At 63.7% G+C, this 21,567-nt stretch carries 17 protein-coding genes and 1 tRNA gene; 10 read left to right on the top strand and 8 right to left on the bottom strand.

The window, feature by feature from the left end; all coding sequences use genetic code 11:
• Positions 1-56 precede the first annotated feature (56 nt).
• Together ACVISU_RS30970 and ACVISU_RS30965 are read left to right on the top strand one after the other, a co-directional pair.
• Positions 57-2,618 (top strand): fused MFS/spermidine synthase, encoded by a 2,562-nt coding sequence (locus ACVISU_RS30970; protein ID WP_456709473.1) that lies wholly within the window; start codon positions 57-59, stop codon positions 2,616-2,618.
• A 107-nt stretch (positions 2,619-2,725) separates the two neighbouring features.
• Positions 2,726-3,037, top strand: a complete 312-nt coding sequence (locus ACVISU_RS30965) for a hypothetical protein (protein WP_050401007.1) — start codon at positions 2,726-2,728, stop codon at positions 3,035-3,037.
• Positions 3,038-3,744: 707 nt separating this feature from the next.
• Here ACVISU_RS30965 and ACVISU_RS30960 read toward each other — a convergent pair.
• On the bottom strand, positions 3,745-5,694 hold the full coding sequence (locus ACVISU_RS30960) for a molybdopterin biosynthesis protein (RefSeq protein ID WP_456709472.1): 1,950 nt from the start codon (positions 5,692-5,694) through the stop codon (positions 3,745-3,747).
• Positions 5,695-5,703: 9 nt separating this feature from the next.
• Positions 5,704-6,813, bottom strand: a complete 1,110-nt coding sequence (locus ACVISU_RS30955) for a molybdopterin-binding protein (RefSeq protein WP_456709471.1) — start codon at positions 6,811-6,813, stop codon at positions 5,704-5,706.
• Between the two features lie 183 nt (positions 6,814-6,996).
• Between ACVISU_RS30955 and ACVISU_RS30950 the strand changes: the two genes are divergently transcribed.
• A complete protein-coding gene (locus ACVISU_RS30950; RefSeq protein WP_456709470.1) occupies positions 6,997-8,208 on the top strand; it encodes an ABC transporter substrate-binding protein in 1,212 nt (403 codons plus the stop codon).
• 72 nt (positions 8,209-8,280) lie between these two features.
• On the opposite strand, the gene ACVISU_RS30945 is transcribed toward ACVISU_RS30950, so the two are convergent.
• The gene (locus tag ACVISU_RS30945) at positions 8,281-9,249 is read right to left on the bottom strand and encodes a TAXI family TRAP transporter solute-binding subunit (protein ID WP_456709469.1); all 969 of its coding nucleotides are present in this window, start codon (positions 9,247-9,249) and stop codon (positions 8,281-8,283) included.
• A gap of 119 nt (positions 9,250-9,368) precedes the next feature.
• On the opposite strand from ACVISU_RS30945, the gene ACVISU_RS30940 reads away from it, so the two are divergent.
• The 6 genes from ACVISU_RS30940 (at position 9,369) to ACVISU_RS30915 (ending at position 15,745) form a co-directional block, all read left to right on the top strand.
• Positions 9,369-10,337, top strand: a complete 969-nt coding sequence (locus tag ACVISU_RS30940) for a Bug family tripartite tricarboxylate transporter substrate binding protein (RefSeq protein WP_456709468.1) — start codon at positions 9,369-9,371, stop codon at positions 10,335-10,337.
• A 134-nt stretch (positions 10,338-10,471) separates the two neighbouring features.
• Positions 10,472-10,547: transfer RNA gene (locus ACVISU_RS30935), tRNA-Ile, on the top strand.
• A gap of 88 nt (positions 10,548-10,635) precedes the next feature.
• Positions 10,636-11,397: a Csu type fimbrial protein gene (locus ACVISU_RS30930; RefSeq protein WP_456709467.1), complete on the top strand. Its 762-nt coding sequence runs from the start codon at positions 10,636-10,638 to the stop codon at positions 11,395-11,397.
• Between the two features lie 84 nt (positions 11,398-11,481).
• A complete protein-coding gene (locus ACVISU_RS30925) occupies positions 11,482-12,225 on the top strand; it encodes a fimbrial biogenesis chaperone (RefSeq protein WP_456709466.1) in 744 nt (247 codons plus the stop codon).
• Positions 12,226-12,367: 142 nt separating this feature from the next.
• On the top strand, positions 12,368-14,665 hold the full coding sequence (locus ACVISU_RS30920) for a fimbria/pilus outer membrane usher protein (protein WP_456709465.1): 2,298 nt from the start codon (positions 12,368-12,370) through the stop codon (positions 14,663-14,665).
• Between the two features lie 87 nt (positions 14,666-14,752).
• Complete coding sequence (locus ACVISU_RS30915) at positions 14,753-15,745, top strand: Csu type fimbrial protein (protein ID WP_456709464.1); 993 nt, start codon at positions 14,753-14,755, stop codon at positions 15,743-15,745.
• Between the two features lie 201 nt (positions 15,746-15,946).
• Here the strand turns inward: ACVISU_RS30915 and ACVISU_RS30910 are convergent, their stop codons facing one another.
• From ACVISU_RS30910 to ACVISU_RS30900, 3 genes are read right to left on the bottom strand one after another with little or no spacing between them, the layout of a single operon-like run.
• A complete protein-coding gene (locus ACVISU_RS30910) occupies positions 15,947-17,074 on the bottom strand; it encodes an iron-containing alcohol dehydrogenase (protein WP_456709463.1) in 1,128 nt (375 codons plus the stop codon).
• A 26-nt stretch (positions 17,075-17,100) separates the two neighbouring features.
• Positions 17,101-17,538 carry a cupin domain-containing protein gene (locus tag ACVISU_RS30905; RefSeq protein WP_050401047.1) on the bottom strand — a complete coding sequence of 146 codons (438 nt, stop codon included), beginning with the start codon at positions 17,536-17,538 and terminating at the stop codon, positions 17,101-17,103.
• A 3-nt stretch (positions 17,539-17,541) separates the two neighbouring features.
• On the bottom strand, positions 17,542-18,318 hold the full coding sequence (locus ACVISU_RS30900) for a helix-turn-helix domain-containing protein (RefSeq protein ID WP_456710940.1): 777 nt from the start codon (positions 18,316-18,318) through the stop codon (positions 17,542-17,544).
• A 68-nt stretch (positions 18,319-18,386) separates the two neighbouring features.
• Here ACVISU_RS30900 and ACVISU_RS30895 point away from each other — a divergent pair, with 68 nt between their 5' ends.
• On the top strand, positions 18,387-19,592 hold the full coding sequence (locus tag ACVISU_RS30895) for an ABC transporter substrate-binding protein (protein ID WP_456709462.1): 1,206 nt from the start codon (positions 18,387-18,389) through the stop codon (positions 19,590-19,592).
• Positions 19,593-19,743: 151 nt separating this feature from the next.
• On the opposite strand, the gene ACVISU_RS30890 is transcribed toward ACVISU_RS30895, so the two are convergent.
• The gene (locus ACVISU_RS30890) at positions 19,744-20,475 is read right to left on the bottom strand and encodes a hypothetical protein (RefSeq protein WP_456709461.1); all 732 of its coding nucleotides are present in this window, start codon (positions 20,473-20,475) and stop codon (positions 19,744-19,746) included.
• On the bottom strand, positions 20,451-21,560 hold the full coding sequence (locus ACVISU_RS30885) for an ABC transporter ATP-binding protein (RefSeq protein WP_050401050.1): 1,110 nt from the start codon (positions 21,558-21,560) through the stop codon (positions 20,451-20,453). Before ACVISU_RS30885 ends, ACVISU_RS30890 begins: the two co-directional genes overlap by 25 nt.
• Between the last annotated feature and the right edge of the window lie 7 nt (positions 21,561-21,567).

The raw sequence follows: 21,567 nt of genomic DNA, 5'->3' as shown, positions 1-21,567 counted from the left end.
GCAATCTTAACGGCATTTGCCGTACCAGTTCTCCCGATCAATGGGAGGCCTCTCCAGTGCCCAATCACGATGGTGTTCGAGACGCCATAAGCCTGAAGAACAGGGTTCTGGTCACCACGATCTTTCTGGCATCGGGCGCGGCATCCCTGATCCTGCAGGTTCTCTGGTTCAAGCAACTGCAATTCGTGCTGGGAAGCGCGACCGTCTCCGTAAGCGTTACGGTGGCGAGCTTCTTTTTCGGTCTCTCCCTGGGCAGCGCTTTCGGGGGCCGAGTCGCCGACACCGTCAGCCGCCCCCTGAAAATATACGGCTTTCTCGAACTCGCGCTCGCGGTCGTTTCCCTGGCGGTAACCGCGTTCCTGTCGCACTGGTCGACATGGGTGGGCTGGCTGGCGCCCATGCTGGACCTGGAGTCCCCGTTCCGGTTGCCGCTGATGGTCGCCCTGTCGCTCGCCGTCCTGTCGCTGCCGACCATGCTGATGGGTGCGACCCTGCCCTTCCTCGTGAAATTCCTGACCCGCACGCAAACCGATCTCGCCAATCGCATCGGCCTGCTCTACGGGTTCAACACCCTGGGCGCGGCGATCGGCACCCTCGCCGTCGGCTTTGTCCTGATGGGCCTCTGGGGGATCACGGGATCGGGCCTGGTCGCAGCAGGCCTGTACGTCTGCGTCGGCGGCGTGGCCCTGCTGCTCGCGCGCGGCGCAAGCCCGCTGTCGCCGGTCGCCGCAGAAGCGCCGGCGCAAACCGCCGTGCCCGGGCCTGGCAAGACGTCCATCCTCATCGCGATCTTCGCGTGCTCCGGATTCGTGTCCATCGCCTATGAGGTCGTCTGGTTCCGCTTCCTGACCAATGTCAGCACCTCGAGTGTCTACGCCTTCTCGGGCATGCTCGGTGTCTACCTGCTGGGCTTGGTGATCGGCGCCCTGATCTGCGCGAGGCTGCTCGCGCCGCGCAAGGATCAACTGCTGCGGTACTTCGCCGTCACGCAGCTGCTCATCGCGGTTGCGGCCACGCTAACCGTCGGAATCCTCGGCAAGGCGCGCACCGTGGGAGCGGCGTTGTCTCCCATCGTATCAGGCCTCGTTCCAGTCCCGGCGCAGGAGCTTTTGGGAGGCGATGTTTCATTCTTCCTGATCTGCGCCGTTGCCCTGTTGCTGCCGACCACGCTGATCGGCATCAGCTTTCCCCTGGCCAGCGAACTGACCGTGATGCAGATGAGCGCGCTGGGCCGCCGGATCGGCACGCTCTACGCCGTGAACACGATTGGCGGCGTGCTGGGCTCCCTGGCGGCAGGGTTTCTTCTGATCCCTTATCTGGGCAGCCAGGGGGCGCTCACCGTCCTGATCGCTCTGAACGTCGTGCTCTTTGTTGCGGCCACCGTATCGCAACCGGGTCTTCTGAAAGAAGGCAGCCTTTGGCGACAAGGGGCAGTCGCAGCAGGCATCATCGCTGCGGCGCTCCTGCTCTTCACCCCGCACTATCTCGAACGGGTCCTGACCGCGATCGAAGGCGGCAATGTCCTCGAGTTGCGCGAAACCAAACAAGCAACATTTGCGGTGGTCGAGTATCGCGAGAAGGCGGCGGGCACCTATCAGCAACTCGTGGTGAATTCGAAGAGCTATGCCAACAACCGTCCCGAGGGACGACGCTACATGGCGGCAATGGGGCACTATCCGATTCTGCTGCACCCGGGCCCGGTTGAAACGGCTGTCGTCATTTGCATCGGGACCGGAACCACGGTGGGTGCGGTCAGCACGCACCAGGAACTAAAATCCATCGACGCGGTCGATCTGGCTCCGACCGTGTTCGAGTTTGCGCCTCACTTCGTGCCGATCAACAAGCGGTTCTACCAGAATCCCAAGGTCCATCAGATCGTCGCGGACGGACGCCACTTCCTGCTGGGAACAAACGAGACATTCGACGTCATCACCCTCGAGCCGCCGCCGCCCCATGACGCCGGCGTCATCAACCTCTACACAGAGGAATTCTATGCGCTGGCAAAACAGAAGATGCGTCCCGGCGCCGTCCTCGCGCAGTGGGTGCCGCTGGATTTCAACCGCGGCATTCTTCCGAAGATGATCCTCAAGGCCATGATGGGCCAGTTCAAGCACGTCTCCCTGTGGTTGCCGTCCAGAATGGAAGGCGTGGCCATCGCCTCCGATGAACCGCTGACAATCGATCCTGGCGAGCTCGCCGCGCGCATGTCGAAGCCTGGGGTGGCTGAGGACCTGACAGCCAACGGCCTGCGCTCATCCGAGGATTTTCTGGCGACGTTCATCGCCGCCGATGAAAAACTCGCGGCCTTTGTCAGGGATGTGCCGAGCCTCACGGACGATCGGCCACGCCTCGAATATTACAACTGGTATCCGCTGAGCTCGGTCAGCGTGGACGAACTGAAGCGCCTCCGCGAGCCGGTCGAAACCTATCTTGCCGATAAGTCCATCGACGAGGCCCGCCTCGACACCGCGCGCACGGTGGCCAATGCGATCCTGGATGAGCACCAGGCCACGGCTGACGGCGACAAGTCCGCCGCCCGTGCCGCGCTTCGCCTGGCCCTCAAGCTGGATCCGGATAACTCCTATGTCGGCTTCCTGGACCGCAAGCTGCGCGAGTGATCGGCCCCTAGCGGATCGCCTTTGGAGACTATCCAGCGGATATACCTCGAAGTTTCCAATGCACCGGGTGACCGGAACACGATATTGTGGCGTACTGGAGCACCTCCATGCCTCGCTCGCCTTCGATCGTGCCGCACCAAATCGACCACGACACCTATCTGGTGCTCAACGATTTCGGCCGGCTTGGCCGCGCCTGGTGCGAGACCGACGAGGAAGGCACCGACCGGAAGACGCTGATCCGCCGTCTCCTGGATGACCAGTACAGCCATCCGGTCCGTATCATAGCCTTCAATACCAGCGAAGGATGGTCGCGCGACGTCACCACCGATATTGCCGACGAGCTTCGGCGCCGTTTCGTCGAATACGACGAGGTCCCGCGCTCCGTCCTGGAGTTCGTCGAGATGGCCATGCGGCACTGAACCGGATTCGCAATCGCACCGGGACCTGCGGCAAAATTACCCGACGGGCAACTCAACAGAAACCTGTCAATCCCCGCCCGCGAAAATATTTCGCTTTATCCGAAAACCAACTCAGTGCTATAAGTTCGTCGTCTCACCCGATCGAGGGGCGCTGCGCATCGTCACGGGTGTTGCGGTGAGATGCGGTGGACGCCGATCATGCTGGAGACGAGAGCATGTGAAGCGGACGGTGAAGTCGTGTGGTCCTGACGCCCTAGCGGCAGGTGTCCTCTCGTGAAGCGCGCAAGCGTTTTGCGAAGGCGGTGACAAGCAAGCCCAGTCTCGCCGGGGAGAGCACGAAGTAAGCCGTAACCCATCGCGCAGGGAAAGCCGGATTGCTCCGGTTACACCTGTGGTCCTACCCCCGTGCTTTCTACCCTTTGCACGGGGCCCATGGGTGCGATCGGCACCCGGCTTTCCCTGCGCCCTCTGATGAGCGAGGGTCGAACGAAATCCAAAGCTCGGACGATTCATGTCGCGAGAGTGCCGAAGTATGACTGACAAGCGGAGCCAGACATTCGGTGTCGTCCCGGCGAAAGCCAGGACATATTGCCCCAAATCTCAATTGTTGCGCGACACTGGGGCCACAGCTCTGTTCAACAACCAACCCTGTGGTTATGGCTCCCCGCTTTCGCGGGGACGACAGCGGTGAATCTGGCGCCGATCGCCTACGCCGGCCTAAACCCCGCCTCGGTCAACGCGGCGCGCCCCTCATCAGATGCCAGTGCGTCGAGGAAAGCCTGCACCGCGGGCCGCTGCTTGCGCACTGTCACCAGCGCAAAATCGTAATGCTCTTCGGCAAGCGGAATGAAACCGAGCCCGGAGGCCGCCGCGACCGGTGCGATGGTCATGCCCCAGTCGGCGCGATGCTGTGCCACCGCGGCCGCAACCGCATTGTGCGAGCGGGGCTGATTCCAGTAGCCGTCGGGCCGGCTGCCTGCCAGCAGGCGGTCGATCAGGATCCGGGTGCCGGCACCCTGGTTGCGGTTGACCATGATGCAGGCGGGATCGGCCAGCGCGGCGCGCACCGCCTGTTCTGCGCTCAAACCGGCAAAGCGCGTGTCGTCCTTGCGGAACACGATGCCCTGCATGCGCCGCCAGCCCGGCACCAGCTCGAGGCCATCGGCCAGATACGGCGTGTTGTAGGTCCCGGTCTTGTCGTCGAACAGATGGATCGGAGCGAGATCGCACTCGCCCCGTTTTGCGGCGGCGAGGCCGCCGAGGCTGCCGACCGCGATCGAACGCACCACCAGGCCGGCATGGGCCAGCGGCGCGGTGACGAGATCGAGCCCGATGCAATGGCTGCCGACGATCACGAGATCAGGCACCCGCACATGCGGCGTGAACAGCGTCACCTCGGCGTCGCTGCCGGTCGGCAGCTGGTCGGCCAGCGCCTCGATCTTCAGGAAACCGTCAGCCTGCGCGAACGAAGTGATCGCCCCCGAGCCCTTGCCGCTGGGATAGGCGATCAGGCCGTCGGCGCCCTCGACCAGCGACACCATCACGAACTCGGTGCGCCCGAGCTCGGAGGCGATGCGCACCGGCACCTTCGCCGCCACCTTGGCATCCGACCGCGGCGGCAGCCCGGCCATTCGCCGCAGCACCGGCACGATCATGTCGTGGAAGGTGAACATCGCCGAGGTCGGAAAGCCCGGCAGGATCACCACCGGCTTGCCGTCGCAGACCGCAAGGCACAGCGGCTTGCCCGGCTTCAGCGCCACGCCATGCGCGATGATGCCGGACTTGCCGAGCCTCGTGACGATGCGGTGCGAGACGTCGCCCGCGCCCTTGGAGGTGCCGCCCGAGAGCACCAGCATGTCGCTGTCCGCGAGCGCCTTGCGCATCGCGGCTTCGAGCATCGCCTCATTGTCCGCGATCGCGCCATGGAACGACACGTCACCGCCGTTCTCGGCAATCGCCGCGGTGACGATCGCGCCGTTGGTGTCGTAGATCGCGGCCGGCCGCAGCGTCTCACCAGGCTGCACCAGCTCGTCGCCGGTCGAGAGGATCGCAACGCGCGGCCGTCGCGTCACCGCGACTTCGGCGATGCCGCAGGCCGCGAGCATGCCGATCTCGCGCGAGCCGATGATCGTGCCCGCCCGCAACAGAGCCTCGCCGCGCGCGATGTCGGAGCCGGCATAGGACACGAACTGCCCGGGCGACGCCGCGCGGCGAACCTCGATCGCATCACTGCCGGAGGGTTGGGTGTGCTCGACCATCACGATCGCATCGGCGCCGCGCGGCACCGGGCCCCCGGTCGCGATCGCGGTCGCGGTGCCCGGCAGCACCGGCCGGGTCGGCGCGACGCCGCACGAAATGATCTCGTCATTCACCGCGAGGTGCACTGGGGCACCCTCGCCAGCGCGTGCAAGATCGGCCGAGCGCACGGCGAAGCCGTCGACATTGGAGCGATCGAACGGCGGTACGTCGATCGGCGCCACCACATCCGCCGCAAGCGCGCGGCCGAGCGCGTCGGCGAGCTGCCGCGTCTCGGACGGCAATTGGCGCGGGAACAGCGCCGCCTCGAAGCGCCCGATCGCCTCCTCGCGCGACAGGATGGTCAGGAACTGGTCCTGCTCGATGGAGGGGTGGGGTTTCGGCGTGAAAATATTGGTCATCTCGGGAACTCACTCCCGCAACATATAGGCATCGACGATCGTGCCCGCAGCAAAGCCCTCCGCGGCGCCAGGCACGATCAGCAGGCCTTCGGCACGCGCGATCGCATTGAGCGACAGGTCGCCGGTCGCAAGCGCGGCCCAGCAGCCCTGGCGGCGCGTCAGCAACACGACCTCTGCAATGCCGACGCCGGAGGCGATCTTGCGTTCCAGCGGCAGCGGCAGTGTCTGGCGCGCCCGACGGCCGGACAGGCGATCGAGCGCCGGGAGCGCGATCGCCCAGCAGGCCGCGAATGCCTGATCCGGCGCGCCCGGCAGGGCAACGACCGGCGTTGTGTCGATCCGGCCGACCGCTGCGGTACGCCCGGGCTGCAGCGCAATGCCATGCGCGAGCAGCGTGCCGCAGCTCGCCAGCGCATTCACCGCCGCATCGGTGCGGCCAACGCCGGTGCCGCCGATCGTGACGATCAGGTCGCAGCCGGCGGTCTCGAGCGCGTCAGCGATCGCCGTCGCATCGGGTGTCGCCTCGGCATAGACGATCTCAGCGCCCGCGAGACGTGCGGTGTCGGCGACCAGTTGCGCGGTCAGCTGGCCGTTGCAGATGTTGACGATGCGAAGCCGAGGCCGTCGGACGCGCAACAGGTTCACTCCAGCCGCGCGCGCGAGCAACAGACCGCGCGGCAACAGCGGCTCGCCCGCCGACATCACGGCACGCCCAACCGCGATGTCGCTGCCGGCACGCCGGACGCCCTGCCCCGGGATGGCTTCGGCGAGCACCTGCGGCAGCGGACCGGAGGTGTCGACGGCATCGGCATCGACGACACAGTCGGTGCCGTCGGGCATCGCCGCGCCGGCCGCCACCCAGACCGGAGGTCCGGCCAGCGCCAACGGTGCATAGGAGGACGCTCCGACGAGATCATGGGCGCGCATCGCCCAGCCGTCGCCGACGGCAACGTCGTGCGGCGGATAGGCGCGCGGGGCCGGCATCTCGGCCGCGACGCAGTGCACTGCGTCGGCCGGCGGCAGTTCGATCGGCTGGACCGGCACGAGGTCGCGCAACAGGGCGGTCAGCACCGCATCGAGCGGGGTGAGCGAAGCCGGAAGGCGCTGGGCGGTGATCATGGCCCGCTATGGACTGAATCGGCCCCGAAAGAAACTGCCTCGGGCCGGTCCGGACCTTCGTCATTAGACCGATGGCGCGTTGACGCGGACCCCAAACTAGTTGCAAAAGAAACCAATATGACCGGGTTCCAGAGGCCCGGCACAATCATAATGGCCAATGCGCCAATTCAGGAGGGAGACACAATGAACGCCGCCAGACTTGCCATGTTCGGGATGCTCGCAGCCGCGCTGCTGGCCTCCTCGGCCGTATCGGCGCAGGTATCCGACGACACCGTCAAGATCGGTGTGCTGACCGACATGAACGGCCCGGCCTCGACGCCGACCGGACAGGGCTCGGTCACCGCCGCGCAGATGGCGGTCGACGATTTCGGCGGCAAGGTGCTCGGCAAGCCGATCTCGGTGATCGTCGGCGATCACCAGCTCAAGCCGGACATCGGCGCGACCATCGCGCGGCGCTGGTATGACGTCGATCAGGTCGACCTGATCGTCGACGTGCCGGTGTCGGCGGTCGGGCTCGCGGTACAGAACATCGCCAACGAGAAGAAGAAGCTGTTCATCACGCATTCGACCGGCGCCACCGACTTCCACGGCAAGTTCTGTTCGCCCTACGCGATGCAGTGGGTGTTCGACACCCGTGCGCTCGCGGTCGGCACCGCGCAGGAGGTGGTGAAGCGCGGCGGCGACAGCTGGTTCTTCATCACCGACGACTATGCGTTCGGCCATTCGCTGGAGAAGGACGCCTCCGCGATCGTGACCAAGAACGGCGGCAAGGTGCTCGGCGCGGTGCGTCCGCCGTTCGCGACGCCCGATCTGTCATCCTTCATCCTGCAGGCGCAGGCCTCGAAGGCCAAGATCATCGGCATCGCCGGCGGACCGCCGAACAACACCAACGAGATCAAGACCGCCGCCGAGTTCGGCGTCTTCGCCGGCGGGCAGCAGATGGCCGCGCTGCTAGCCTTGATCACCGACGTCCATTCGATCGGCCTGTCGGCCGCGCAGGGCCTGTTGCTGACCACCTCGTTCTACTGGGACATGGACGACAAGACGAGGGAATGGTCGAAGCGCTATTTCGCCAAGATGAACCGGATGCCGACGATGTGGCAGGCCGGCGTCTACTCCTCGGTGACCGCGTATCTGAACGCGATCAAGGAGACCGGCACCGACGATCCGCTCAAGGTCGCGGCCAAGATGCGCGAGAAGCCGGTCGAGGATTTCTTCGCCCGCAACGGAAAGCTCCGCGAGGACAATCTTATGGTGCACGATCTCTGGCTGGTCCAGGTCAAGACCCCGGCCGAGTCGAAATATCCGTGGGACTACTACAAGGTCCTCGCCAAAATCTCCGGCGAGGACGCGTTCGGTCCGCCGGACCCGGCGTGCGCGATGGCGAAGAAATGAGATCGGCGAATGGCGAATAAGGAGTAGCAATAGATGCGATCGTCAGCTACTCGCCACTCACCATTCGCCGCGCTATTTCACCGCCCCGATCTCGCGGAAGTATCTGAGCACGCCGGGATGGATCAGGTTGATATCGGGCGCGGCGGCGACGGTGTTCGCCGCCGTGGTCTCGCAGGCCTGGGCGAGCTTCTTGCAGAAATCAGCCTCGACGCCGTGCAGCGTCTTCGCGAGCCGATAGGCGATGTCGTCCGGCAACGTCTCGCGCACCAGGATGTAGCTCCAGGAGCCGACCGAGTTAATCGCAGCAGTCTGCTTCGGATAGCTGCCGGCTGCGATCGTCAGCGGTTTCAGGAAGGTGTGCTTGGCGCGGATGCGGGCGATCTCGTCGGCGGTCGGCGCGATGAAGCGCGCGCCGGTCGCGCTCTCCGCCATCTTGCTGAAACCGGGCCAGCCGACGCCGGCGCCCCACAGCGCCACGGCGCGGCCGTCCTCGACCATCGCAGGGCCATCGCCGGCACGGTCGAGATAGATCGGCTTGAAGTCCTCGTCCTGCTTCAGCCCGATGCCGTCGAGAATGTAGCGCGACAGGATCGGCAGGCCGGAACCCTTGGCGCCGAACGCCACGAGCTGACCGACCAGGTCCTGGATCGTCTTGTAGGGGCTGTCGGCACGCACCACGAACATGCCCGGGCTCGAGTACATCGCCGTGAGGATCTTCAGCCTGGTGGCCTTCGGCCGGCCGATGCCCATGAAGGCCTCGTAGGACGGCTCACCTGCGACGGTTGCGATGTCGACGCTGCCGGCCTCGAGCAGCGGGATGTTCTCATTGGAGCCCTTGGTGTTGCGCGGCTCGATCGACAACGTCGCATCGGCCGCGTTCATCACCTCGGCGAAGGCATTGCCATAGAGCGGAAAGCCGCCACCCGGCGTCGCCGTGGCGAAACTGATCGTGGTTTTGGAAATGGTCTTGCTCCCCTCTTGCGCCGCCGCACCGCCCGCGAGCAGCAGCGCGCCGGCGCAGATCATAGCAGCGAATTTCATGCCGAGCCTCAAGCATTGCAGATGAGCGCGACTATCGTCGCACGGGCGGGATCGTAGGCAAAGCCGGCGTTTTGTGAAACCATGACGACAACAGTCACAAGAAAATGACGGGAGAGACGATGTTCCGGTTCGCACGTGCCGCATTGCTTGGTTTGATTTGTTGCCTTGGCTCCGTTGCCCCCTCATCCGCGTCCGACTATCCGAACCGTCCGGTGCGCTGGCTGATCGGGTTTGCCGCCGGCGGCCCGGTCGACATCGTGGCGCGCATCATGAGCCAGTGGCTGTCGGATCATCTCGGCCAGCAATTCGTGGTCGAGAATCGCGCCGGCTCCGGCGGCAACATCGCAGCCGCCGCCGCGATCAACGCGCCGGCGGACGGCTATACGCTCTTGTTCGTCGCGCCCAACAACGCGATCTCGACTTCGCTCTACAAGAAGCTGCCCTACGACTTCCTGCGCGACACCACGCCGGTGGCCAGCATCATGCAGCTCACCAACATGCTGGTGGTTTCGAACGCGATGCCCGTGAAGACGGTTCAGGAGTTCATCGACTACTGCAAGGCCAACCCAGGCAAGATCGCCTACGCCTCGTCCGGCAACGGCACCTCGGTGCATATGTCGGCCGAGCTGTTCAAGGCGATGACCAAGTGCGACATGCAGCACGTGCCGTATCGTGGATCCGCGATCGCCTTCCCCGACATCATCTCCAACAAGGTGCAGTTGATCTTCGACAATCTGCCGTCGGCGCTGGAGCAATCGCGCGGTGGCAGCGTCCGCGCGCTCGGCGTCACCTCGCCGAAGCGTTGGCCGGGCGTACCTGATGTGCCGGCGATCGCCGAGACCGTGCCGGGCTTCGAGTCGGTCGGATTCTATGGCATCTCGGCGCCGAAGGGCACGCCGCCGGAAATCGTCGACATCCTCAACAAGGCGGTCGGCGAGGCCCTCAAGGACCCCAAGCTGGTGGGGCGCCTCGCCGAGGTGGGCGGCATCCCGAAGCCGATGACCCCGGCCGAATTCGGCAGGCTGGTCGCCGACGAGACCGAGAAGTGGCGCAAGGTCGTCGAGTTCGCCGGCGTCTCGGTGGATTGAGGGCGGAGGTTCGGGGGGCAGATGGGCGGCTTGCGGCACCGGGGTTCCGGCAGCGGCATTGCCGAAACCCCGCGCAGCCTGTAAACGAAGCCCGCACCGTTGCCGGCCGCACCCCGCGGCCCCGCAAGGCGGCGGGGCCTGTAGCTCAATGGTTAGAGCCGGCCGCTCATAACGGTCTGGTTGCAGGTTCGAGTCCTGCCGGGCCCACCAGCGAGTTCAGAGGGTGGCAGACTGAGCCCCAAGCTCTGAATCCGCCGGCCGACTTTGCCGACCATTATAGTTTTTGATGGGGCCATAGTTGTCGATAGTTCGATCAGGCCCGGCGAAGCTTTCGCTCATTCAAAATTTACTCAATTTTGATTTTTTGTTTGACGACGATGGCCTGCGTGTCCGGGCACAATTGGCGATGAAAACGAATTCATTGGAAGATACCGAAGACGTTTGCCGGCTGACCAGGAGAGCGGCCCGCCCGGTTTTCGATCCTTGTCGAACGATTCGCGTCCGCGACGACCGCGGACCTTTGCTGAAGCGACGAATGGGACAGGCTGCGCGAACGGGAGCGTTCGCACTCTTCGTTGCCGTGGCATCCGGTTATCAAACGTCCGCCCAGGCCGGCACATCGACCGCAAATTTGACCGTTCAGATCACCATCACCGCGTCTTGCACAATCAACGCTGCGACGCTCAATTTCGGGAGCGTGTCCGGCACAACGCTCGCGACCACCTTGCAGTCGGGCAGCACAACCGTCTCGGTCACCTGCACCAATGGCAGCCCGTACTCCATCGCCATGGACAACGGAGCAAATGTGTCCGGCAGCCAGCGGCGGATGGCGAATGCCGGGAATTTTATCAACTACGATCTCTATACTGATTCAGCCCACACCAACCCTTGGACTACGGCTACCAGCAGCACCGCCTGCACGACCACGAACGGCTGCTTTCTCGGCACCGGTAACGGATCGGCGCAGACGATCAACATTTACGGCACCGTTCCCGCTACCGGCACCGCACCGAGCACCGGCACCTATACGGACACGGTGGTCATGACCATCACCTATTGAAGAAGGGGCCGCAGCAGCGGCCCGTTATTCCGTTGCATCTGCGTATCGACGAAAAGCCTTTTAAGCGCACGATTTCGAAATCGATTGGGCATCGCGATGCATCAAAATCCGACGCTGCTGGCCGCGTTTGCCGCAAACTTGGCATGCATGGAGGTTGCCCATGCCGCCGCGCTTCGCGTTGAGCCGGTTCTCCTGGAACTGAATGCGCCGGCGGCGGCGGCTTCCTTGACGCTGCGCAATGACGAAGATGCCGACGTCGAGGTCCAGACCCGCGTGCTTCGCTGGTCGCAGTCCGACGGCAAGGAGAGTCTTGAACCGACAACCGATGTGGTGGCATCACCTCCGGCCGTCAGGATGACACCTCATTCAGACTACGTCGTGCGGGTCGTGCGGGTGTCGAAACAGCCGGTCAATGGCGAAGAAAGCTATCGTGTCATCGTCGACCAATTGCCGCGAGCAGGCGGCAGCCAAGGTCGCAGCGTCAATCTATTGGTACGACAGTCGATCCCGGCGTTTTTTCGTGGTCGCGAGATCAGCCGGCCACAAATTACCTGGGCGCTCCGTACTGAAGCCGGCCAACTGACCGTCGTGACCAGCAATGCCGGCGACGAGCGGCTACGCATCGCAAACTTGGGGCTTAAGGACTCTTCGGGAGCTACCTTGTCCTTTGGCAACGGTCTCCTCGGCTACGTCCTCGGACATTCCTCCATGAGTTGGGCCACGCCGAAATATCCTCGCGGCTTCGGATCTGGCGGATCCATCTCTGTCACGGCGGAAACGGACAAGGGCCAGACTCATGCGGTTATTGAGTCGCCTACTCGGCGGTAGAAGAGGCTCCACGCTTGCGTCCGTCTTAGCACTCCTCGGCATGGTCCTCTGTGCCGGGCGTTCGCACGCGGGAGAAAACCAGACAAATCTGCAACTCGATGTCGTGATCAACTCCATGCCAGCCCGAACAATCGGATCATTCGTGCGGTTCGACGACGGCCGTATCGGCGGAACGGTAGAGGAACTTGAAAGCCTCGGCCTGCAACCGGGCCCATCGCATCGACTGGGCGAAATCATCGCACTGGATGATGTCCCGACCCTAAAGTATCGATATGAGGAGAGAACACAGCGGATATTCATTGCCGTCGACGAAGCCGGACGCAAGCCGCAGCTCTTTGACGCAGGCGGCTCCGGCGGGAACCTGCCAAGGGCGCGGGCCGATCCCGGTGCGGTGCTGAATTATGACCTGTTGAGTTCAACCAGCAACGCAGCTACCCCGCGATTGATCGGGGTCGGTAACACATCGCTTTTGCTCGATGCTCGGGCGTTTTCGCCATACGGCACCGCCGAACAGTCGGCGATCGTCCGCACTGGTCCGCAGCAGCCTGCGCAGGCGACACGGCTGAATTCGTCTTTCCAGTATTCCGACCAGGACCGGATGATCGGCTACGTTGCTGGGGATACGATCAACGGTGGACTGGCCTGGTCGCGGCCGATCAGGATCGGTGGCCTTCAGGCTCAGCGCGATTTTGCCCTGCGGCCCGATCTCATTACCGCGCCGCTCGCGACCATCGGCGGAAGCGCGGCAGTGCCGTCAACCGTCGATGTCTATGTCAACAACATCAAGACATTTTCTCAGGACGTCGCGTCCGGCCCTTTCAGCGTGAACAACGTACCGCTGATTTCCGGCGCCGGTACGACGCAACTCGTGGTGCGGGATTCGGCAGGTCACGAAATCCAGACGTCAGCGCCGTTTTATGCGACTTCGAGCCTGCTTGCGCCCGGGCTGAGCAGCTGGTCGGTGGAGGGCGGATTGCCGCGGCTGTCCTACGGCTCGAGCAGTGACGTCTACATCGGCTCGCCGGTCGGCTCTGCGACCCTGCGACGAGGTATCTACGATGGCTTGACGGCAGAGGCGCACGTCGAAGGCGGAGCTGGCGTGATCAATGGTGGCATCGGCGGTATCTTCAGGACCGGGACGATCGGTGTCGCCGCCGTGGCCTTGGCCGGCAGCGGAAGCGGCACGAACCGCGGTCTGCAGAGCTACGCTTCCTATGAGACGCGGCTCTTCGGCGTGAGCATTTCGGCGAGTTCGCAGCACACCTTCGGCACCTATGACGACCTTGCCTCGGTGACCGCAAGATTGCAAAACATCGTGGCGTTGAACGGGGGCCTGCAAAATCTGAACGGTCTGTTCAACTACCTGCCCGGCAGTATTGCCTCGTTGTCGAACTCGTTTGCCTATGTGACCGGCATCTATGGCAGCGCCCGTGCGCCGGTCGCACTCGATCGCATCACTTTCAGCGCTCCGATGCCGTTCGACCCCCGGGCCAGCCTGAGTGCAAGCTTTGTCGGTCTGCGCGATGACTCAGGCCATCGTTCCAATATCGTGACGGCCTCTTACTCGCGTTCGTTGCCCTACCCTGCGTCGATATTCTCCACCGTCTTCCACGATTTCCGTGCCAAAAGAAATACCGGCGTGTTCGCCGGTTTGAGCATCCCTTTTGGCGACTCAGCTTCTGTTACGACCGGGGTTTCGAGCGGACGGGGCGGTACAACCGGCACCGTCGATGCCGTCAAGTCGCTTGGGCCGGAGCCCGGCAGCTACGGCTGGCGCATCCACGATTCCGAAGGCTCATCGAGGTACCGGGAGGCAACGGCTTCCTACAGGTCGAGCTACGGCACCATCCAGGCAGGCGCAAGCCAGGCCGGATCCGGCAGCGTGGGATCACTGGAACTGCGTGGGTCGATCACGACCATGGGGGGTGGCGTTTTCCTTTCGAACTGGATCGATGACAGTTTCGCGGTGGTCGCGACTGGCGTGCCGGATGTCGAGGTCCTCAGCGAGAACCGCCGGGCGGGTGTCACCGATTCCAGCGGCATGCTGCTGATCCCGACGCTCCGGTCCTACCAGAAGAACAAGATTGCGATCGATCCGACGAACCTTCCGGTCGACGACGAAGCAGCGACGACACATGACATCGTCGCTCCGGCCGATCGCGCCGGGATGCTCGTCAGATTCGACGTCCGCAAGGAGACCACGGCTGCGCTGGTTACCTTTGTCGGGCCTGACAATCGCGTTCTGCCGGCCGGGGCCGTCGGCCAGATGACTGGCGGAGGCGGGTTTGTCGTAGGCTACGACGGACAGGCCTATATCAAGGGGCTATCGTCAATGAACGAAGCCGAAATCGAGTTAGCTGGCATGCGCTGCCACGCAACGTTTGCGTTTGTTCCGAGGCCCGGCGAACAGGTCCAGATTCCTGGCGTCGCGTGCCGATGATGCAGTCATTCATGCGTAAACAGCGTCTTCGAACATCAATCTCCTCGATCATTCGTTCCGACCAACGCGCATTGTGAGATCGAAATCGTGCTCATCGGCTCAAAGCGAACTTTGCTCTTCGCCTTGCTCCTGCAATTTGCGGCATCGTTTTCGGCCCACGCCCAAAGCTGCTCCGTTACCTCGGCGTCCGGCAACTACGGATCCGTCGACATTCTGGCGGGCGGCGCCGTCGATACGACTTCGACATTCACCGTAACATGCAGCGGCTGTGCGCTCGGCTGCACGGTCAATGCGTGTGTGCAATTCAACCATGGGGCGCCCAACAGCAGCAGCTCGGTTCGATCGCTGGGAAGTGGAGCGAATACGGCAGTACACGAGCTCTATTCGGATTCCGGGCGCACGCAGGTCTGGGGATCCTGGGGATACGGAACCACCGCGTATGGCTCCGGTGGCGTCAGCATCAATCTCAGCCTTCCTCTTTTGGGCGGGCCCGCGCAACAAAGCTTGACCGTCTATGGACGCTTCCTCGCCAATCAACAGGCAACCATACCTGGGACCTACGTCTGGAGTACGAACTCTCCGGTCGTCGCCTACGCGGCCTATCTTCTTACAAGCCCGAATTGTTCGTCGAACCCCGGAACGACGACAAATGCAGGCTCCTCACCATGGACGGCGACAATCGCCGGAAATTGCATTGTTTCGACCACGCCGCTCAACTTCGGTAACGCTTCGCTGTTGACGTCGAATATTGACGGCGTTGGGACGATTTCGGTGAAGTGCACCAATACGACCCCCTACTCGATCGGCCTCGACAACGGACTACACGCAAGCGGCAGCCAGCGGCGCATGCAGGCAAACTCCAGCTTCATCAACTATAATCTTTATACAGATGCGGCGCGGACCGGTGCCTGGACGAGTACGACATCCGCCACGACCTGCACGTCCGGCGCCAGTACCTGCGTGCTTGGCACAGGAACAGCGTTGAACCAGAACGTTTCAGTCTATGGGCGCGTTCCACCGCAAATCTCGCCCCCTCCAGGAGCCTACGCCGACACCATCGTCGTCACCGTGACCTTCTAGCCCGACCTTCCCGGATTATCGGCTTGAAGATCCGAAGGTTAAAATCGACAGATCGCCGATCGCGGCAGATGTCCAACTCTTTCAATTTCGAACGCCGATGACCGCAACAGTTTCGCACCAGAACCTTGGCTCCGGGACCCACGTGCGCTGCGGCGATGGAGCCGTTCGGCATCGCCGGCCAGAATCATCGCTGCGCTCTATTCACTCCCAGGCCGCCTGGAAAATGGCGCGATAGCCGTCGGCATCCACCGGACGCGGATTGGTGGCGGTGGAATGATCCTTCGCCGCCTTCTCCGCCATGTCGTCCAACACCGAGGCCGGCACACCCATGGCACGCAGGCCGCGCGGCAGATTGAGCTCGGCATTGAGCGCATCGAAGAACGCGGCGATGTCGGCATCATCAGCCAGACCGAGCGCCAGCCGCAGCAGCGGCAGCCTGGCCGCGATCGCCGGACCATTGTAGCGCATCACGGCAGGCATCAGCACCGCATTGAGTGTGCCGTGATGCAGGCTCGGCGACGCGAGGCTGCCAAGCGCGTGCGACAACCCGTGCACCGCGCCAAGGCCCTTCTGGAAGCACAGGCCGCCCTGCAGCGCGCCCATCATCACTTCGGCGCGGGCGTCGCGGTCATCGCCCGCCGTCACGGCCTGTTTGAGATGGCCGACGATGCGCGCGGCGCCATCGAGCGCAATCGCATCCGCTGGTGGATTGAAGCGCGGCGACAGAAAAGTCTCGACGCAATGCGACAGTGCGTCCATGCCGGTTGCGGCCGTCATTACCGGCGGCAGGCCGAGCGTCAGCAGCGGATCGCAGATGGCACGCGCCGGGATCAGATGCGGACTGATCAGGCCGACCTTGCGGCCGTCCCCGAGCGTGATGAGGGCCGCGCGACCGACCTCACTTCCGGTGCCGGCAGTGGTCGGAATCGCGATCACCGGCGCGACGGCGGCGGTGATCCGCGCGACGCCGCCGTCGATCGCGGCATATTGCGCCAGCGGACCGGCATGGGTGGCGAGCAGCGCCACCGCCTTGGCGAGATCGATCGGCGAGCCACCACCGAGCGCGACGAGGCCGTCGCATCCGGCCTCGCGATAGCGTGCGAGCGCCTGCAGCGTCGCGCGCTCGGTCGGGTTCGGCGGCGTCGCGTCGAACACGACAGGCGCAGTGCCGAGCGGGGCGTTCACGCGCTCCGCCAGGCCGGCCGCGACGATGCCGCGGTCGGTGATGAGCATCGGCCGACGGATACCGAGCGCTGCGATCTCGTCGCCGAGCGCATCCGCCTCGCCGAAGCCGAAGCGAATGGTGGTCAGATAGGTGATCAGCGCCATGGCCAGTCGTCCGTTGCGTCGATCGATCAGAGATCGGTGCGTTCTTCGGAGATGTCGCGGCGCTGCTCCATGTTGAAGCGCCCCGCATAGATCGGCCGCCCGCCGGTGGTCGGACCGGGATACTGCACGATCAGGATATCACCGCCGGTCGCGGTCTCGAACTTGCCTTCGAAATGCGGGTCCGGATGAAAGATCATCGTGCCCTGCGTGTAGACATTGTCGTCGATCCGGAATTCGCCGCTCAGGATGTACCAGACCTGCGCGAATTCGTGATTGTGGATCGGATGATGCGCGCCCGGCTCCAGCCGCAGGATGCCCGCGTTCGGCTCGGTCGGCCGCTCCGGCCGCGGGTGGAACAGCATCTTGCCGGTCTCGCCGGGCCAGCGGATGGTCTCCCACTCCACATCGTCGATGTGCTTCGCCTCATAGGGCAGGTGCCTGCCGGTCGCGGTTGCGGTCTGCATGGATCAGTCTCCTTGGGGCTTGCTCTTGGGTGATCGAGGTGGGGCGGCGGCGCTCGGCACGCGCCACCAGTCGAAATGCTCGACCTTCTGCGGCGACTTCGCGACCACCATCAGGATGCGGGCTTCGTCCTCACTGATGTTGTCGGCGCGGTGCGGCAGCTCGGAGTTGAGAAAAATGCCTTCACCGGGCGAAAGATCGAACACCTCGGCGCCGACGTGAAAGCGGATGCGACCGCTGATCACGTAGCAGTATTCCTGCCCCGGATGAGACACCATCAGGTCCATCCGGTTCTTGCGCGGGAACGAGAGGTGAAATACCTCGAGGTCATCGTTCGGCATGCCGCCCGCGAACAATCGCCAGCGGTAGCCGGTGCTCGGGATGCTCTGGTCTTCGCCATCGTCACCATGGCGATGCAGCGTGACGTGGCTGCGCGACTGGTCCTGCGGCGCGGCGAACAACTCGCTGACGCCGATGTCGAGCGCCTGCGCGATCTGGATCAGATTGGCAACGGAGCTCGACACCTGCCCACGCTCGAGGCGCGACACGAAGGCATCGGACAGCCCGGTGCTGTCGGCCAGATCCTTCAGCTTCATGCCACGCTCCTCCCGCAGCGAGCGAATGCGTGCTCCAAGCCTCGCCAGCGTCTCGTCCTGCGTTTTCATTGCTCCGCCCCTCTCTCGAATTTGCTTCTCTGTCAATAAAAATTGCTCTACAAGCAATTTACATTGTGGCCCGCGCCGAAACTGCTGGAGATGCCTACGGCTCTCCGCGTCGAGCACAAGCAAATTTGCGTACCACGCAACAAAGCCAAACGGCAAACAAGACGCCCCCGGAGGAACCCCCGACCATGACAACCACTCTCAGGACCCTATGCGCGGCCATGACCGCGACGCTGCTGCACATTCCCGTCGCGCACGCCGCGATGTCCGACCATGTGATCCGCATCGGCGTCCTCAATGACCGCTCCGGCGCCTATGCCGATCTCGGCGGCGAAGGCTCGGTCGTCGCGGCCAAGATGGCGGCAGAGGAATTCGCCAACAGCATCGGCGGCGTGCCGGTCGAGATCGTCTCGGCCGATCACCAGAACAAGCCGGACATCGGGCTTGGCATCGTGCGGCGCTGGTTCGACACGGAGAAAGTCGATGCCGTCGCCGACATTTCAAATTCCGGCGTCGGTTTCGCGGTGACCGCTCTCGCCAAGGAACGCAACAAGATCGTGCTAAACGCGTCTGCCTCCTCGGACTTCACCGGCAAGGCCTGTACGCGGACCTCATTCCAGTGGGTCTACACGAGCTATACCAACGGCTACGGTCTCGCGCGGGCGCTCACCGCGCAGAGGCTCGACAGCTGGTTTCTGATCGCAGTGGACTATTCGTTCGGCCACGCCTTCGCCGCCGACATGCGCCGCGCAGTCGAGAACGGCGGCGGCAAGGTAGTCGGCGAGGTACGCCACCCGCTCAACACCGCAGACTTCAGTTCGGTGCTGCTGCAGGCGCAGGCGTCCGGCGCCAAGGTGATTGCGCTGGCCAACGCCGGCGCCGACATGACCAATTCGGTGAAGCAGGCCGCCGAATTCGGCATCACCCGCGGGCAGGCATTGGCGGCACCGACCGTATTCCTCACCGACGTCGACGCGATGGGCCTCGCAGCCGCGCAGAACCTGCAGTTCGTGACCGCATACTACTGGGATCGCGATGCCGAGTCGCGGGCGTGGGCCAACAAGTTCTTTGAGAAGGTTGGGCGGATGCCGACCATGACCCAGGCCGGAGTTTATTCGGCCGTGCGTCACTACCTGCGCGCGGTTCAGGCCGCAAATTCCGACGATGGCCTTGCCGTCGCAGCCAAGATACGCGAATTGCCCGTTGGCGACGCGTTCGCGCGCGGCACGGTGCGCCCAGACGGCCAGTTCGTGCACGACATGTACCTGGCGCGCGTCAAGACACCGGCAGCCTCGAACCGACGATGGGACTACTACGACATCGTCGCGACGATACCCGCCGAACAGGCCTTCCGCCCGCTCGGCGAGGGCGGCTGCGAGCTGGTCTCGCAGTAACGGCGCAGGCGGACGGTGACCTACACCACCGTCCGCCATCGCCGTAACGGCTTGTATGCAGGTTATCGAGCGGCGTCTCGTGGCCTCTGGCGTGCTTTCGTCACCAAGGCCTGAAATCGATGGACGGTTCTGCAGCGTTCAACTGCCGCAGTCAGTTGCGTGGCTCCCGCCGAAGGAATTGAGCAATCGGCGTCAAGGCGTCGATTGATGGCAAACCAGCCCACGCCTCGCTGCATGACGACCAGGGATAGGGAACCAGCGAAAGCCATTGCAGGACGGGCGCTTGATAGCTGGCCGGCAGCACGCACATCAACTCAATCTTGATGAATAGCCGCTTGACGCGACCGTCTCCGGCGGCATCGAAATCCCAAGTGTACTCACCGCACCCGACGCGCACGCCGCCGTCCGACCTGTTCGACATTCCCACCAGCCAGTCGCATTGAAACCGCGGAGTGCGATCGACGGCAGGACGTGAAAGGCAGAAGGTGCGCACATTGTCGTACTGCAATCCGAAGCTTCTTACGAGAACATCGGTGACGTTCTCCAAGCCGTGAGCGGAGCTTGGAAAGGAGATTGCGTCGGTCAGGAGCTGCATCTGAAGCTCGCAATCCGGCACGAACGCACGCTTCATCAGCAGGGGCAGGTTTCGATCCTTTGCCGCGATGTACGTGCTGATCGCCCCCGCTGCTGTGGTTGATCGAGGCTCACTCAAGCATTCTCTCCGGAGTTGCGCGACCACATGCCCGGTGACAACGGCGCTAACGACATCGCAGGAAACAACAAAATGGGCGCCGCCCAGCCAAGACTCACAATATCCCGCAAGCTTGATTCCTTCACCTTCTGCGAAGACGATTACGATCAGGCTGCCGGAAAGACGGAACATCGATCTGCTTGGATAGCTACGCCGACAGGCGCCCCCATTGGCCAGCGCAGAACGGCCTGCTCCCCCGGAGATCGCACCAGCAACCGGTCCCCAACGCTTCCAGAGCACTCGATCTGAAGATCGACGTGGCCACCCTGGTAGATCTGGGCAACAACGCTCCCCTTGATGACGCACGGCTCCCCGGGCGCCACAATCCTGAACTGCTCGGGGCGGACGAACAAGTCGACCGCCGCGGACTTCTCGAGCCCGGACAGGCGCTCGCCCGGCACCTGCACCAGGGCATCGCCAAGTGCGACGATCGCTTGCTCGGCCTGTATGCTCACAAGCTGGCCGCGCAGCCTGTTGTTGTCGCCGACAAAGCTGGCGACGAACGGGTCCGCCGGGCTGCGATAGACGTCGACAGGGCTTCCGAGTTGCCTGATACGGCCCTCGGACATCACCGCCATGCGGTCGGACATGCTCAGGGCCTCGCCCTGATCGTGCGTCACGAAGATCGTGGTCAGGCCCAGCTTGCGCTGAATCTCCCGCAACTCCACCTGCATCGAGCTCCGCAGACTCTTGTCCAGCGCCGAGAACGGCTCGTCGAGCAGCAGCACGGTCGGATTGATGACGAGCGCGCGCGCGAGCGCAACGCGCTGCTGCTGGCCACCGGACAATTGCCTGGGCTTGCGGTTCTCCATGCCCATCAGCTTAACCAGCGCCAGCGCATCGGCGACGCGCTTGTCGCGCTCAGCCCTGGGGACGCGCCGCGTCTTCAGGCCGTAAGCGACGTTCTCCGCCACACTCATGTGCGGAAACAGCGCGTAGTTCTGAAACATCATGCCGATGCCGCGCTGGTAGGTCGGAATGTCGTTCACGCGCTTGCCTTCGATCGAAATCGAACCGCCGTCCGGCCCCAGAAAGCCAGCGGCCAGCTTGAGCAGCGTGGTCTTGCCGCATCCCGATGGACCAAGCAGCGTCACGAACTCGCTGCGGCCGATGCCGAGCGTCACGTCGTTCAAGGCCACCACATCGTCAAATCGCTTGCTCACGACGTCGAAATGGACCGCCGCTTGTTCCCCTTCAAGATTCGCAGACGGCTTCAAGATCCGT

This window comes from Bradyrhizobium sp. USDA 4452 (assembly GCF_054063575.1).
This window is presented reverse-complemented; position numbering and strand designations above follow the sequence as displayed.

Bases quoted from the DNA above. Each gene is read 5' to 3' on its own strand.
- ACVISU_RS30950 (WP_456709470.1), top strand. From the start codon at position 6,997: ATGAACGCCGCCAGACTTGCCATGTTCGGGATGCTCGCAGCCGCGCTG.
- ACVISU_RS30910 (WP_456709463.1), bottom strand. From the start codon at position 17,074: ATGGCGCTGATCACCTATCTGACCACCATTCGCTTCGGCTTCGGCGAG.
- ACVISU_RS30890 (WP_456709461.1), bottom strand. From the start codon at position 20,475: ATGTTCCGTCTTTCCGGCAGCCTGATCGTAATCGTCTTCGCAGAAGGT.
- ACVISU_RS30905 (WP_050401047.1), bottom strand. From the start codon at position 17,538: ATGCAGACCGCAACCGCGACCGGCAGGCACCTGCCCTATGAGGCGAAG.
- ACVISU_RS30940 (WP_456709468.1), top strand. From the start codon at position 9,369: ATGTTCCGGTTCGCACGTGCCGCATTGCTTGGTTTGATTTGTTGCCTT.
- ACVISU_RS30945 (WP_456709469.1), bottom strand. From the start codon at position 9,249: ATGAAATTCGCTGCTATGATCTGCGCCGGCGCGCTGCTGCTCGCGGGC.
- ACVISU_RS30960 (WP_456709472.1), bottom strand. From the start codon at position 5,694: ATGACCAATATTTTCACGCCGAAACCCCACCCCTCCATCGAGCAGGAC.
- ACVISU_RS30965 (WP_050401007.1), top strand. From the start codon at position 2,726: ATGCCTCGCTCGCCTTCGATCGTGCCGCACCAAATCGACCACGACACC.
- ACVISU_RS30895 (WP_456709462.1), top strand. From the start codon at position 18,387: ATGACAACCACTCTCAGGACCCTATGCGCGGCCATGACCGCGACGCTG.
- ACVISU_RS30955 (WP_456709471.1), bottom strand. From the start codon at position 6,813: ATGATCACCGCCCAGCGCCTTCCGGCTTCGCTCACCCCGCTCGATGCG.